This window comes from Bradyrhizobium sp. BR 1432 (genome assembly GCF_051547705.1).
Taxonomy (GTDB): domain Bacteria; phylum Pseudomonadota; class Alphaproteobacteria; order Rhizobiales; family Xanthobacteraceae; genus Bradyrhizobium; species Bradyrhizobium zhanjiangense.
Window position 1 is genome coordinate 8,164,831 of the sequence record NZ_JBPUGF010000003.1, and the last position, 14,840, is coordinate 8,179,670.

Genomic DNA, 14,840 nt, shown 5'->3' on the forward strand with positions numbered 1-14,840 from the left:
GGACGCAGGCATCCCGCATTCCGCTTCGCTCCATGCGGGCTACAAGAGACGACGAGCCGATCTATCTCTGCGGACCTGACAGCGAGATGTCGCGTTCGGCGCGGAACACGTTGCTATAGAGATTGGCGATCCACTGCCGGCCGATTTCGGTCTTGTTGAGATAGCCGATCTCGGTCTGGATATGCGGTGCGACGCTGTTCCAGTAGAACTGCGGATAGCGGTTGACGATGTCGGCGGGCGAGTTGTAGCCGAGCTGGCGGTTGATGCCGACCTCTTCGAACTCGTAATAGAGCGCGTTGGCCTTGCGCAGATAGTTGGGATCGCCGAGCTGGCCGATGAAATCGGCGGCGCGCAGGATCGAGGCTTCGTCGTCGTACTCCTGGCCCTCGCGGGCCGGAAAGCGCGTGCCCTCGATGGCGCGGGCGATGCGGTCAGGGTCGACTTCGAGGAATATGTCGCAGCCGGCGCGTCACATAAAGCTTCGACCGATCGACGTGATACATCATCAAGCTGGCGTCAGATGCACCGCGCGGCAGGGAGATCTTGGTGTCGGCCGCATCGATCACGAATCCGTCGCCATCATCCTCCTCGAACAGGCCTCGCACATAGCCGATGTCGTGGGCGAGGCAGGCGACCAGGACATGGACGTAATCTTCGGCCGACAGATGGGTATGAAGACTTCGGCCGCTGAGGATCGCCTGGGCTGCCAGCGTCACCAGCATCGTATGCTCGATATTGTGGTAGAGCGCATCGCTGTTGCCGATGCATTCCATCGCGGTGCGCGTGGCGCTCTCGACGATACTGGCAGACGTCTCATCGTACCGGCGGCGCATGAACCTACCGAGCAACTTCTCCAGGGTCTCGGCCGCCAGTCGCGGTAACGTCATCATGGATGCAGCCCCGTCTGTCGATGGTATTCCACGCCAACTCCCGACGTTTCATTCTTGTCCTCGGCGCACCAGTCAGCATAGCCCATCTTGGGCCGAGGGACCAAATCCCGGAACGAGAACGCGAAAATATATTGCAGTTGCGCTCCGCCATATCGCGGTTGCAGCGATGGGGCGACACATCCTAGAGGGGCCGGCGTCCAGACAAGATTGCGGTTATTCGACCGGCAGCACGTCGACGGCGACGCCGAGCTTCTGTTTCGGCGAGCCGACGATGACGCCGTCGACAGGCGAGACGTCGGAAAAGTCGCGTCCGACCGCGAGCACGATGTGGTCGTTGGCGATCAGGAGATCGTTGGTCGGATCGAAATCGACCCAGCCGAGCTCAGCCCCGCACCACAGCGACACCCAGGCGTGGGTGGCATCCGCCCCTTGCAGGCGCGGCTGGCCCGGCGGCGGAATGGTACGTAAGTAGCCGCTGACATAGGCCGCGGGCAGACCGAGCCCGCGCAGCCCTGCGATCATCACATGGGCAAAATCCTGGCAAACGCCGTGACGCTTATCGAAGACCTCGCCGAGCGGCGTCGAAATTACCGTCGCCTTGGGATCGTAGCGAAATTCGCTGCGGATGCGATGCATGAGATCGACCACGCCTTTGAGGATGCCCGCGCCGGGCGCAAAGCTCACCGCCGCATAGGCGCTGACCGGACGCAGCACCGGCACCAGTGGGCTCGCAAAGACATAGCCGACCGGCGAGGACGGCCCGAGGCTCGTCGCCTCGAAGGCCACGTCGCGAATGGTCTCCCAGGGAGGGCTAGCGGCATCGCGCGCCGGCGGCTGTCGCGAGACGGACACACGCGAACGTGAATCGATCCTTAAGTTGCGGTGCGCAGCTTCGATCACCACGCTCTCGGTGAGCGTGCCGAAGAAATCGCGGCGGACATTGCGCTCGGCCGGACGCGGACGGATCTCCACGCTGTGCGAGATCAGCTCCTGGCCATTGCCGCTTCTCGGCTCCAGCCGCAGCGTGCAGCGGGCGAAGTTGACCGGATTCTCATATTCGTAAGTCGTGACGTGGCGGATGTCGTAGATCACGCCAGCCCCGTCAGCTTTTCCGGCCGGCCGGCATTGGGGCCGTGCGGGAAGTAATGCTGCCCGAACGCCTCGGCGAGGCTGAGCAGATCCTGCTCCAGCGCAAACAGCATCTTGACCTCGAGCTTCTCGGCCTCCGCGGTCGCAAGCATCGCCTGCATCGCCACCGCAAGCCGCTGCGGCTGCTCGATCAGGCCGTGCTCCTTCAGGCTTGGCAGCGCGGCGATGTGCTCGTTCAGCGTCGTCACCTGGAACGCCACCGAACGCGGATTGTAGGGATCGAGCACGGCGAGGTCGCGCACCGGCGCCAGGATCGGCGCCAGCAGATAGCGCGAGCGATAGGTGATCTGGCAATCCACCAGCGTCAGCAGGATATCGAGATCCTCGTCGCCGGCCTCGTCATAGGCAAATTGGCGCGTGAAGCGCGTGGTGTTGATGGCGCGCTCGACGCGGCGGCCAACGTCGAGGAAGCGCCAGCCGGCGGCGCGGTTCATGTTCTCCTGCGCGAGGCCTGCGAAGCTCGCAAGCTCCTGCAAGGTCAGCTCGGCCGCGCTCAAGACGCTGTCGTCGTCCTCGACTTCGTAGGCGAGCCGCTCGGTCATCTCGGTGATGACCTGCCAGGCATCGGGCGACAGGCGCTCGCGCAACGAGGTCGCGGTGCGCTGGGCCGCGCGGACCAGCGACAATGCCGAGCCGAAACGCGCCTCGCTCTGCAACGCTTCGGCGACGATAGGTCCGGGCGCCGCGCGCGAGGTCTGCGAGATCGCGCCCCAGGCCACCAGCAGGCGCTGGATGCGTTCGGCCGATTGCAGCGAGGCCGCGGTGCCCTTGTTGGGCCCGCTCGGCGAGCCCAGCGCGCGCACCAGGCGCAGCGTCGCCTCGGCGCGTTCCAGATAACGGCCGAGCCAGAACAGATTGTCGGCGGCGCGGCTCGGCAGCACGCCGGCGATGCGGCGGATGCGCACCTTGTCGGTCGCCGGCAGCAGCGTCGCGGTCGGGACCTGCTTGTCCGAGACGACCCAGACGTCGGCGGCGCGGGCGCCGTCGCCCATCGACACCGCGCGCGCATCGGGCTGCTCGGCGATCCGGCAGAAGCCGCCGGGCATGATCACCCAGCCGTCGGGCGTGGCGGCGGCGAACACGCGCAGCACGAAGGGCCGCGGCGTGAGCTGCCCGTGCTCCCACACCGGCATGGTCGAAAGCCGCACCACCTCCTGGCCGACATAGTCCATGCCGCGCGCGGTGATGGCATCGATCAGGCGCTGGCGGTCGCTCGCATCCAACTCGCTCGCGAGCACCGGCCCCGTGCTGTCGAAGCCGGGAACGCCGCGCCGGTAGGCGCCCTCGATCGCGACCTCGTCGAGCCGCGCCAGCACCTCATCGCGCGCCGCGCGCTGGCCGCACCACCAGGTGGCGATGTGCGGCATCTTCAGCTCCTCGCCGAGCAGGCGGCGGCTCAGCGCCGGCAGGAAGCCGAGCAGCGCCCGCGCTTCCGGCACGCCCGAGCCCGGCATGTTGGCGACGACGACGCCGTCCTTGCGCAGCACGTCGATCAGGCCGGGAACTCCTAACCGCGAGGAGGCATCAAGCTCGAGCGGATCGAGCGAGTTGGAATCGACCCGGCGGAGCAGCACGTCGAGCCGCTTCAGGCCAGCGACGGTGCGGATGTGGATACGGCCGTCGCTGACGGCGAGATCGTCGCCCTCGACCAGGAGGAAGCCGAGATAGCGCGCCAGCGTCGCGTGCTCGAAATAGGTTTCGCTGAAACTACCCGGGGTGAGCACGCCGATGCGCGGCTCGTCGCGGTCGGCGCGCGCGCGCAGAGAGTCGCGAAACGCCTCGAAGAACGGCGCGACGCGCGGCACGTTCATCGACTTGTAGAGGTCGGAGAAAGCGCGCGAGAGCACCAGGCGGTTCTCCAGCGCGTAGCCCGCGCCCGAGGGCGCCTGGGTGCGGTCGCCGAGCACCCACCAGCGGCCGTCGGGCCCGCGGCCGACATCGGCGGCGTAGATCGAGAGATAGCGCCCGCCGGGCGGCGGCACGCCGCAGAGGGGACGGAGATATTCGGGACTGCCGGCGATCGCGGCCGCCGGCAGCGCGCCCTCGGCGACGAGACGGCCTGCGCCATAGATGTCGCGCAGCACGAGCTCGAGCAGCTCGGCGCGCTGGATGATGCCGGCGGAGCAGCTGCTGCCAGTCGGCCTCGTCGATCAAGAGCGGCAGATGGCTGATCGACCACGGCCGGTCGGCACTATCGCCTGGGGCACGATAGGTGACGCCGGCCTCGCGGAGATGGCGGTCGGCCATGCCGAAGCGACGCTCGACCTCGTCCGGCGCGAGCGCGCCGAAGGCGTCGAAGAAGCGGCTCCAGACCGCGCGCGGGGCGCCGTCGGGTCCCAGGAACTCGTCGGGAATGCCGGGCAGGCGGCTATAGTCGCGGACCCATTGCGCCAGGCGGCGCTGGCCGTCACGCTGACCTTGCGCCCTGCCCGCTTGGTCGTCCTGTTCGGCTGCGCCCTCGCCCATGCGCCTCTCCCTGCCCCACCATCATACTCATTGCAGGAGCGGGGTCCGCAAGTCGAGGGTCAGCGGAAACTCATTTGTGCGTTCCTCCGGCGGCGGCTGGACCGGGCCCGGCGTATGGCCGTGGTCCTGGAAGCGCGCCAGCCGCCGCGCCTCGGCCTCATAGGTGTTGACCGGCTTGGTGTCGTAGTTGCGCCCGCCGGGATGGGCGACGTGATAGACGCAGCCGCCGAGCGAGCGGCCGTTCCAGGTGTCGATCAGGTCGAAGGTCAGGGGTGCGTGGACCGGAATGGTCGGGTGCAGGCCGGAGGCCGGCTGCCAGGCCTTGAAGCGGACGCCGGCCACGGCTTCAGTCGAGCGGCCGGTCGATGTCATCGGCAGCCGGCGGCCGTTGCAGGTGACGATGTGGCGGCCCTCGATGAATCCCTCGGCCTTGACCTGAAGCCGCTCGACCGACGAGTCCACATAGCGCACCGTGCCGCCGGCCGAGCCCTCCTCGCCGAGCACGTGCCAAGGCTCCAGCGCCTGCCGCAACTCCAGCGTGACGCCGCCATGATGGACGCGGCCGAAGGCGGGGAAGCGGAATTCGAGCTGGGCCAGATACCATTCCGGCTCGAAGGGATAACCGAACTGCTTCAGCTCGGTGAGCACGTCCTGAAAATCCTCCCAGATGAAATGCGGCAGCATGAAGCGGTCATGCAGCGCGGTGCCCCAGCGCACGAACTTGCCGGCCTGCGGCTCGCGCCAGAATTTTGCGATCAGCGCGCGGATCAGGAGCTGCTGCGCCAGCGACATGCGCGGATCGGGCGGCATTTCGAGCGCGCGGAATTCGACGAGGCCGAGGCGGCCGGTGGGGCCTTCCGGCGAATAGAGCTTGTCGATGCAGATCTCGGCGCGGTGGGTGTTGCCGGTGATGTCGACGAGCAGATGCCGGAACAGCCGGTCCACCAGCCACAGCGGCGTCTGGGTGCCCGGCGGCGGTACATGCGAGAGCGCGATCTCGAGCTCGTAGATGCTGTCGTGCCTGGCTTCGTCGATGCGCGGCGCCTGGCTGGTCGGGCCGATGAACAGGCCGGAGAAGAAATAGGACAGCGCCGGATGGCGTTGCCAATACAGCACGAGGCTCTTCAAGAGATCGGGCCGCCGCAGGAACGGCGAATCCTGCGGTGAGGAGCCGCCGACCACGACGTGATTGCCGCCGCCGGTGCCGGTGTGGCGGCCGTCGACCAGGAAGCGGTTGGCGCCCAGCCGCACCTTCGCAGCATCGTCGTAGAGACCGGTGGTGATCTCGACCGCATCGCGCCAGCTCTTCGCCGGCTGGATGTTGATCTCGACGACACCGGGATCGGGCGTCACCTTGATCACCTCGATGCGCGGATCGAACGGCGGCGGGTAGCCTTCGACATGGACCTGGAGCTGCATCTCCTCGGCGGTGTCTTCCAGCGCCGAGATCAATTCGAGATAGTCTTCGATGCGCTCGACCGGCGGCATGAAGGCGCAGAGCACACCGTCGCGGATTTCCACGGCCATCGCGGTACGCACGGGAATCGCCGTGTTGAGATGCTCGGGGGCGGTCCGCGGCGGCGATGGCGGTCGCGCCATGCGGGTGAACACCGGCAGTCTGTCCCGCGGCTCCATCGGGTCCTGCTCGACGATGTAGGGATATTGGTTCGGCGGGACGTAGCCGAGCGAGCCCATCGGCAGGCGCAGGCCCAAAGGTGAATCACCCGGCGACAGGAACAGGTGATTGCGCCGGAGCGGCCAGCGCTCGCTGCGCCAGCGCGGCGGCGCATTCCAACGCTGGATCGGCAGTACGAAGCCGCGCGGCGTGGTAAGGCCTTGGTCGAACACGCGCGCCATCCGCGCGCGCGCTTCGGGATCGGACAATTTGGAATCGGTGGGGTCGACGTTGATTGGAAGCTCGGCTTCCTTCTGCAGCCAATAGGCGGGGTCCTCATAGGCCGGCATGATGTAGCCGAGATCGAGCCCGAGCCGCGCGGCGGTGCCTTCCATGAAGGCTTCGGCGTCTCTCACTTCCGGGCGCGTGGGATTCTCGATCCTGGCGATGAGATCGGCGTTCTTCCAGATCGACACGCCGTCCTTGCGCCAGTACAGACCAAAGGCCCAGCGCGGCAGGCTCTCGCCCGGATACCATTTGCCCTGGCCGTAATGCAGCAGCCCGCCCGGCGCAAAGCGCGTGCGCAGGCGGCGGATCAAATCGTCGGCGAGCACGCGCTTGGTGGGGCCGACGGCTTCCGTATTCCACTCGCCTGCCTCGAGATCGTCTACCGAGACGAAGGTCGGCTCGCCGCCCATGGTGAGCCGCACGTCCTGCGCGGCGAGGTCACCGTCGACCTCCTCGCCGAGATCGTTGAGCCGCGTCCAGGCTTCGTCGGAGAAAGGCTTTGTGATGCGCGGCGCCTCGCGGATGCGCTTCACGCTCATGTCGAAAGCGAATTCGACCTCGGCAAAGCCGGCGCCGCCGGAGATCGGCGCGGCCGAGCGATAGTGCGGCGTCGCCGCAACCGGGATGTGCCCCTCGCCTGCGAGCATGCCGGAGGTCGCGTCAAAACCGATCCAGCCCGCGCCCGGCAGGTAAACCTCGGCCCAGGCGTGCAGATCGGTGAAGTCGTTCTCCACCTCCGGCGGTCCCTCGATCGGATCGATGTCAGGACGGATCTGAATGAGATAGCCGGAGACGAAGCGCGCGGCGAGCCCGAGATGGCGCAGCGTCTGGATCAAGAGCCAGGCGGAGTCGCGGCACGAGCCGGCGCCGGAGGCGAGCGTCTCCTCCGGCGTCTGCACGCCCGGCTCCATGCGGATAATGTAGCGGATCTTCTTCTGCAGCTCGCGATTGAGCTCGATCAGGAAGTTGACGGTGTTCGGCGCTTCGTGCGGGATCGTATCGAGATATTTCGCAAACAGGCGATCGGGTTTGATGGTCTCGAGATACGGCGCAAGCTCCGTCTTCAGGTCCTTCGGATAGTCGAACGGAAAACTGTCGGCATAGGGCTCGACGAAGAAGTCGAACGGATTGACCACGGTCATCTGCGTCGTGAAATTGACCTCGAATTTCAGCTCGGTCGTCTTCTCCGGAAAGACATAGCGGGCGAGCCAGTTGCCTTGCGGATCCTGCTGCCAGTTCACGAAATGATTGGATGGTGTGACCTTGAGCGAATAGCTCAGGATCGGTGTGCGCGTATGCGGCGCCGGGCGCAGGCGGATGGTCTGCGGGCCGAGATCGATCGGGCGGTCGTATTGGTAGTGCGTGACGTGGTGTAATGCGACGTAGATCGACACGGGGTGCGGTGCTCCGGCAGCTTTTTTGAGCAGAACACCTGATGTCAATGCGATCAAGCACTAACAACGGGCAGACCGTGCCTAGGTAAGGTGCGGAGCGAGTGTTTGTGGGGCGCTATTCGGTACGTCGGCGGCGCCTTCCCTTCTCCCCTTGTGGGAGAAGGTGGCGCGAAGCGCCGGATGAGGGGTATGTCTCCGCTCGCAAGGCCGTTCGTGAGGATAGAAACCCCTCACCCGTCTCGCCGCTTTGCGGCGAGCCACCCTCTCCCACAAGGGGAGAGGGAAAGAGAGCACGTCCTCTTCGAAAATCCCTACGCCGCCGACATCAGCCGCTGCAGGAACTGCGTCACCTCGCGCCGGAGCGTCTCGACCTCGCCATGGACGCGTTCGGAGGCACTGTTGACGCGGCTCGCGACGCGGCCGGTATCGGCGGCGGCTTCGTTGATGCCGGTGACGTTGGAGGACACCTGCGTCGTGCTGGACGAGGCCTCCTGGACGTTGCGGGCGATCTCGCGCGTCGCGGCACCCTGCTGCTCGATCGAAGCAGCAATGCTGGCGGTGATCCCGTCGATCTCTGCGATAGTTTGCGCAATCGCCTCGACCGCCGCGACCGAGTTGGTCGTCGATTGCTGCATCTCGCCGACCTTGGCGCTGATCTCCTCGGTCGCCTTCGCAGTCTGGTTGGCGAGGCTTTTCACCTCGGACGCCACCACCGCGAAGCCGCGGCCGGCTTCGCCCGCCCGCGCCGCCTCGATCGTGGCGTTGAGCGCCAAGAGGTTGGTCTGCTCGGCGATCTCGCTGATCAGCTTGACGACGTCGCCGATCCGCAGCGCCGCGTCCGCGAGCGTGCGGATCTCGCTGCCGGCGCGATTGGCTTCGTTCACCGCCCGCCCCGTGCTCGTGGTCGAGCCGGCCACTTGGCGGCTGATCTCGGCGATCGAGGACGCGAGCTGTTCCGCTGCGCTCGCCACCGTCGCGACGTTGTTCGAGGCTTGGTCGGACGCGCTGCGCATCCCGGACGTCTGGCGGCTGGTCGTCTCGGCCGCCGCGGCCATCTGGCCGGCGTCGGCCTCGAGATCGGTCGCGGCGCTCATCAGGCCGCCGGCGACCTGGTCGAGATGCGTACCGAACTGCTTTGCGAGCTCTGAGATCTCTACGACGCGGCGGCCGAGGCTGTCGGTGCCGGAATTGATCACGGAAGCCGAACGGCGGAACGAGCCGGGCAATCCGCGCGCCAGGATCTTGCGAAAATGCTTGCCGCGGCTCGCATAGTCCATCGACGCCGAAGCTTCGCGGACGAAGGCATCGGTGACGTCGAGCATGTCGTTGACCGATTTCTGAATCATTCCGATGCGGCCGGGTTGCCGATCGCCGAACGCGCGCGCCTCGAGGTCGCCATGGGCGGCCTTGCGGCACACCTCCGCGGCTTCATCGATCGCGGCCAGCGAACGGCGCTGATTCCAGAGCGTGTAGCCGAGCAGCAGCACGATGGCGCCGAGCAGCGCAGCGGCCGGAGCAGCGGTCAATGCGCCCGCGATCGACGATGCGAGGGCAACGACGGCGAGCAGGCAGGCAAGGCCAGCAGCGGCTTGCGCCTTAGAGAGAGAGCACAAATTCATCGTAGGCGACACCGTTTTGCTTGAGCAGGCCGACCATCATCTCGAAGCTCGCGCGCATGCCGTTCTTGGCATTGGCGTGGCGCGCCTCTTCGGCGCACAGCGCCTTGTAGATCGGCTTGATGCGCTCGATCTGCGCAGGATCGGGTTTGCGGCGGTTGGAGTGGTAGCCGATGATATTGCCGCGATCGTCCAGCGTCGGGGTGACGTGAGCAAACACCCAATAATGGCTGCCGTCTTTGGCGAGATTGACGACGTAGGCGAAGATTTCCTGCTTGGCCTCGAGTGTATCCCACAACAGCTTGAAGACGCAGCGCGGCATGTCGGGGTGGCGGATCAGACTATGGGGAGCGCCCATCAGCTCGGCATAGCTGTACTTCGCCATGCGGATGAAAATGTCGTTGGCGTAGGTGATGCGGCCCTTGAGATCAGTCTTCGATACGATCAGCTCCTCCTCCCCGAGGAGATTTTCCACGCCGGTCGGCCGTATCGCACGCGTCATCGTTGACGAATCCTCACGAAGGGCGAATGCCCCGAGTGAGTGGAGCTCGCATTTCTCCAGAACTACGGCGAGAGATGTTAATCAGGCGTGACCACGGGAACCCGCGCGATCACTTGACGCCTCCGTATCATTACCTAGGTGCGTCGCCGTGCAGTGTTTAGCTACCGCCGGCGCACGATGATGGGATTACATCGTCGCCCCTAGCACCCACGGCGCGAACTCGGCGCCGCCGAAATCGAAGCTTTCGCTCTTGGTCGGCTGTCCCGAGGCGGTCTTGAGAATGAGTTCGAAGATGCGCTGGCCGCAACTCTCGACGCTCTCCTCGCCTTCGAGGATGGTGCCGCAATTGACGTCCATGTCCTCTTCCATGCGCTTGTACATGGGCGTGTTGGTGGCGAGCTTGATCGATGGCGCCGGCTTGCAGCCGAACACGCTGCCGCGGCCCGTGGTGAAGCAGACGAGATTGGCGCCGCCTGCCACTTGGCCAGTCGCTGCGACCGGATCGTAGCCGGGCGTGTCCATGAAGACGAAACCCTTCTTGGTGACGGGCTCGGCGTAGCGCAGCACCTCGACGAGATTGGTGGTGCCGGCCTTCGCCATCGCGCCGAGCGACTTTTCCAGGATGGTGGTGAGGCCGCCGGCCTTGTTGCCGGGGCTTGGATTGGCGTTCATCTCCGCGCCTTCGCGCTCGGTGTACGCGTCCCACCAGCGCATGAGATCGACCAGCTTCTCGCCGACCTCGCGGCTGACGGCGCGGCGCGTGAGCAGATGCTCGGCGCCGTAGGTCTCGGGCGTCTCCGAGAGGATCACGGTGCCGCCGTGACGAACGATGAGATCGCTGGCAGCACCGAGCGCGGGATTGGCGGATACGCCGGAATAGCCGTCCGAGCCGCCGCATTGCAGGGCCACGGTGAGCTCGCTTGCCGGTACCGTTTCGCGCTTGACCTTGTTGGCATCACCGAGCGCCTCGCGCACGAAGGCGATGCCCGCCTCCACCGTCTTGCGGGTACCGCCGACCTCCTGGATGTCCATCGCGCGCAAGCGGCCGGCGAGCTTCTGTTCTTCCATCAGGCCGCCGATCTGGTTCACCTCGCAGCCGAGGCCCAGCACGATGACGTGAGAGAAATTGACGTGCCGCGCATAGCCGCCGAGCGTGCGGCGCAGCAGCGCCAGAGGCTCGTTCTGCGTCATGCCACAGCCGGTCTTGTGGGTCAGCGCGACCACGCCATCGACATTGGGGAAGTCAGCGAGCGGGTTGTCGCCGGTGAAGGGATTCTTCTTGAAGACGTCGGCGACGAGGCTAGCGACATGCGCGCTGCAATTCACCGAGGTGAGGATGCCGATATAGTTGCGCGTGGCGACGCGGCCATCGGGGCGGCGGATGCCCTCGAAGGTCGCGGGCAGGTCGAAGTTCGGCGTCGGCTTGACGTCGGCACAATAGGCATAGTCCTTGGCGAAATCGCCCATGCCGCAGTTTTGCGTGTGCACGTGCTGGCCCGGCGCGATGGCTTGGGTGGCAAAGCCGATGATCTGGCCGTAGCGTTTGACCGGTTCGCCCAACGCGATCGGCTTGATCGCGACCTTATGGCCGGAGGGAATGCGGTCGACCGTGGTCACGCCGTCGGCGACCACCGTTCCGGGCGGCAGGCTCGCGCGCGCGATCACCACGCCATCATCGGGATGCAGGCGGATGACGGGGCTGATGGTCATGGGTATCTCCTTCGGTCTTACTTCACCTCTCCCCGCTCTTGCGGGAGAGGTCGGATCGCGTTTGGCGATGCGAAGCATCGTCCAATGCGATCCGGGTGAGGGGCGAGCTGCGCGCTCGATCGTTAGATTAGTCCGTGTTGAGAGAGGCCCCTCACCCTAACCCTCTCCCCGTAAGAACGGGGAGAGGGAAAGGAGAGAGATCAGGCCTTGCCGCCCGACTCCTTGCGGGTCGCATTCACCTGCATCTTGGCGTAGGTCGTCATCAGGCCGACCTCGTTCGAGAGCGTCACCAGCTTGAAGCCCATGTTGATGGCGCGCGCTGCGCCTTCGGCGCCGCTGCAATGGATGCCCGGGTTGAGGCCGCGCTTGCCGCACTCCTTGATGATCTTCTCGTAGATCGCGAGGATCTCCGGCTCGCTGCGGTCGAGCTTGGGCTCGAGGCCGTAGGAGAAGCCGAGATCGGACGGGCCGATATAGACGCCGTCGATGCCTTCGACGTCGAGGATCGCTTCCATGTTCTCGACCGCGGTCCTCGTCTCCATCATCGGCAGCAGCACGATCTCGTCGTTGGCCGTCTTCTGGTAGGAGCCCGCGGTGCCGTACATGCCGGCGCGGATCGGACCGTTGGAGCGAACGCCCTTCGGCGGATACTTCGAATACGAGACGAGGTTCCTGGCTTCCTGCGGCGTGTTGACCATGGGGCAGATCACGCCATAGGCGCCGCCGTCGAGCACCTTGCCGATGATGCCGGGCTCGTTCCAGGGCACGCGGACCATCGGCGTGATCGGATGCTTGTCCATGGCCTGGAAGCACTGGACCATCGACAGATAGTCCTGCACGCCGTGCTGCATGTCGACGGTGACGCTGTCGAAGCCGCATTGCGCGATCATCTCGGCCGAGAAGCCGGAGGGAATCGCGAGCCACGCGTTGACCACGGCCTTGCCCGACTTCCAGATCTCTTTGACTTTGTTCGTCACGTTGCCTTCCTTCTTTGTTGTTTGGACCGTCGTCACCATGACGAGTGCCGCGACAAGGCGATGCCGTTATTACCGCGAACTCGATCGCCGCGCTACGCTCGCGATAACGCAAGATGTCATCCGACAAGAGGGGCGCCATCCGTCCCGGCGCCGACTTTCCAGCGATCGGCTTGGGGGCACTTTGAGCGAAAAAACGCGGCTATGTCCATGGCTGTTGCCGCGCGCTCGCGCATATCTGCTTTCACTCCTCGGCACTTGCCTCATCGCCGGCGCCGAGGCTTGCAAGACTTTGCTCGAGCTCGCCGAGCATGTCCTGCAACTCGGCGAGCTTGCGCGCGCCAAAGCGTCGCGTGATCTCGGTATAGATCGCCTCCGACGTCGGCGCCACGGAGGCCATCAGCTTCACGCCCTCTTTCGAGATCGAGACCATGCTGCGGCGCTGGTCCGCCTTCGCGGTCTTGCGCTCGATCAGATTGCGGGCCTCGAGGTCGCGCAGGATGCGTGACAGGCTCGGCCCGAGCAGGAACGCCGTGCGCGCGAGTTCCGTGACCTCGACCGTCTCGATAGCTGCGAGCGCGCGCAGGATGCGCCATTGCTGCTCGGTCAAGCCGTGCTCGCGCAGCGAAGGGCGGAATTGCCGCATCACCGCCTCCCGCGCCCGTAGCAATGACATCGGCAGCGAGCGCGAGAAGTCGCGCATCGGCACCTGCCGCGCGGCAGGCGCGCTTCCGTTGGCGGGATCAGCGGATTTCTTCGTCATGACGCCCTTTCAAGCCGCAAAATGTTTGCAGTGCAGCAAGCCCGATTTGTGTTTGACGCATTCACTTAACATGTTAAGCATCTCCGGGCACCACGATTTGTAAGATCACAAATGGCGCTTTCCAACGACGATATCCAAGCTTGCGCGAGGCGTCTGCACCAGGCGGAGAAGACCCGCACGCAGATCCGGCAGCTCTCGCAGGATTTCCCTGACATCACCATCGCTGACGCTTACGCGATTCAGAAGGCTTGGGTCGACCTCAAGACCGCCGAGGGGCGCGTCGTCAAGGGCCACAAGATCGGCCTGACCTCGAAGGCGATGCAGAGCGCACTCAATATCGACGAGCCGGATTCCGGCGTGCTGCTCGACGACATGTTCTTTGCTGACGGCGGCCTCGTACCGACCGAGCGCTTCATCGCGACGCGCGTCGAGGCCGAGCTCGCCTTCGTCATGAGCAAGCGCCTTTCAGGACCCGACTGCACGATGTTCGACGCGCTCAACGCCACCGACTTCGTGGTGCCGGCGCTGGAGATTTTGGACACGCGCATCGAGCGCATCGATGCCAAGACCAAGGCGACGCGAAAGATTTTCGACACCATCGCCGACAATGCGGCCAATGCCGGCATCGTGCTCGGTGGACGCCCGATCCGGCCGCTGGAGGCCGATTTGCGTTGGATCGGCGCGCTCTGCTTCAAGAACGGCCAGCTCGAGGAAACCGGCCTTGCCGCCGGCGTGCTCAACCATCCCGCAACTGCGGTGGCCTGGCTCGCCAACAAGATCGCGCCACTTGGGCTAGCGCTGGAGCCCGGACAGGTGGTGCTCGCCGGCTCCTTCATCCGTCCGATCGAGACCCGCAAGGGCGACACAATTCAGGCCGACTATGGCGCCTACGGCTCGGTCAGCTGCTACTTCGCTTAGGCGAACAAGAAGACAGGGAGTGAAACCGCGATGCCGCATTTCACGATCGAATATTCGGCCAATCTCGATGGCCACCTCGACATGGGCCTGGTATGCGAAATCGTGCGCAAGGCGGCGGTCGAGACCGGCATCTTCCCGCTCGGCGGCATCCGCGTTCGCGCGATCAGGTGCGAGCATTACGCGATCGCGGACGCGCGGCAGGAGTACGGCTTCCTCGACATGGTGCTGCGCATCGGCGAGGGCCGCGATCTCAAGACGCGTCAGAAAGCCGGCGAGCACGTCTTCCAGGCGCTCTCAAGACATCTCGATCCCGTCTTCGCGGCCAGCAAGTTTGCCTTGTCGTTCGACATGCAGATCAACGACAAGGAAACGAGCTGGAAGCGCAACAACATCCATGACGCCCTGAAAGCGGGGGCGCAGCCCGGCTGACGTTCCCATTCCCTGCCCTGGCAGCGACATCTCGACCTTTGCCGCACTCGCATTTGGGAAGGTGATCGACGTCGAAGCTGAGGGCATCGGAAGCATGCGCAACTGCCTCGTCGATGAAGCCTGGAC

The 14,840-nt window shown here is 65.3% G+C and carries 9 protein-coding genes and 2 pseudogenes; 2 read left to right on the top strand and 9 right to left on the bottom strand.

Features of this window, described 5'->3' with window-relative positions; genetic code table 11:
• Positions 1 to 61: 61 nt before the first annotated feature.
• From ACSKB8_RS39525 to hpaR, 9 genes and pseudogenes are all read right to left on the bottom strand, one after another.
• A pseudogene (locus ACSKB8_RS39525) lies at positions 62 to 890 on the bottom strand (metal-dependent phosphohydrolase).
• Between the two features lie 213 nt (positions 891 to 1,103).
• A complete protein-coding gene (locus ACSKB8_RS39530) occupies positions 1,104 to 1,982 on the bottom strand; it encodes a transglutaminase family protein (protein ID WP_438109891.1) in 879 nt (292 codons plus the stop codon).
• A pseudogene (locus ACSKB8_RS39535) lies at positions 1,979 to 4,505 on the bottom strand (circularly permuted type 2 ATP-grasp protein). The gene ACSKB8_RS39530 and the pseudogene ACSKB8_RS39535 overlap by 4 nt, the downstream one beginning before the upstream one ends.
• A gap of 27 nt (positions 4,506 to 4,532) precedes the next feature.
• Positions 4,533 to 7,802, bottom strand: a complete 3,270-nt coding sequence (locus ACSKB8_RS39540; RefSeq protein WP_438109893.1) for a DUF2126 domain-containing protein — start codon at positions 7,800 to 7,802, stop codon at positions 4,533 to 4,535.
• Between the two features lie 311 nt (positions 7,803 to 8,113).
• A complete protein-coding gene (locus tag ACSKB8_RS39545; RefSeq protein WP_438109894.1) occupies positions 8,114 to 9,421 on the bottom strand; it encodes a methyl-accepting chemotaxis protein in 1,308 nt (435 codons plus the stop codon).
• Positions 9,399 to 9,920, bottom strand: a complete 522-nt coding sequence (locus ACSKB8_RS39550; RefSeq protein ID WP_438109896.1) for a PAS domain-containing protein — start codon at positions 9,918 to 9,920, stop codon at positions 9,399 to 9,401. Before ACSKB8_RS39550 ends, ACSKB8_RS39545 begins: the two co-directional genes overlap by 23 nt.
• 186 nt (positions 9,921 to 10,106) lie before the next feature.
• A complete protein-coding gene (locus ACSKB8_RS39555; RefSeq protein ID WP_091897425.1) occupies positions 10,107 to 11,630 on the bottom strand; it encodes a UxaA family hydrolase in 1,524 nt (507 codons plus the stop codon).
• 200 nt (positions 11,631 to 11,830) lie between these two features.
• Positions 11,831 to 12,607 (bottom strand): HpcH/HpaI aldolase family protein, encoded by a 777-nt coding sequence (locus ACSKB8_RS39560; protein ID WP_438109898.1) that lies wholly within the window; start codon positions 12,605 to 12,607, stop codon positions 11,831 to 11,833.
• 241 nt (positions 12,608 to 12,848) lie between these two features.
• On the bottom strand, positions 12,849 to 13,367 hold the full coding sequence (gene hpaR, locus ACSKB8_RS39565; protein WP_438109900.1) for a homoprotocatechuate degradation operon regulator HpaR: 519 nt from the start codon (positions 13,365 to 13,367) through the stop codon (positions 12,849 to 12,851).
• Positions 13,368 to 13,478: 111 nt separating this feature from the next.
• Here hpaR and hpaH point away from each other — a divergent pair, with 111 nt between their 5' ends.
• Complete coding sequence (gene hpaH / locus ACSKB8_RS39570) at positions 13,479 to 14,285, top strand: 2-oxo-hept-4-ene-1,7-dioate hydratase (RefSeq protein WP_438109902.1); 807 nt, start codon at positions 13,479 to 13,481, stop codon at positions 14,283 to 14,285.
• Between the two features lie 30 nt (positions 14,286 to 14,315).
• Complete coding sequence (locus ACSKB8_RS39575) at positions 14,316 to 14,714, top strand: 5-carboxymethyl-2-hydroxymuconate Delta-isomerase (protein ID WP_438109904.1); 399 nt, start codon at positions 14,316 to 14,318, stop codon at positions 14,712 to 14,714.
• Positions 14,715 to 14,840 lie beyond the last annotated feature (126 nt).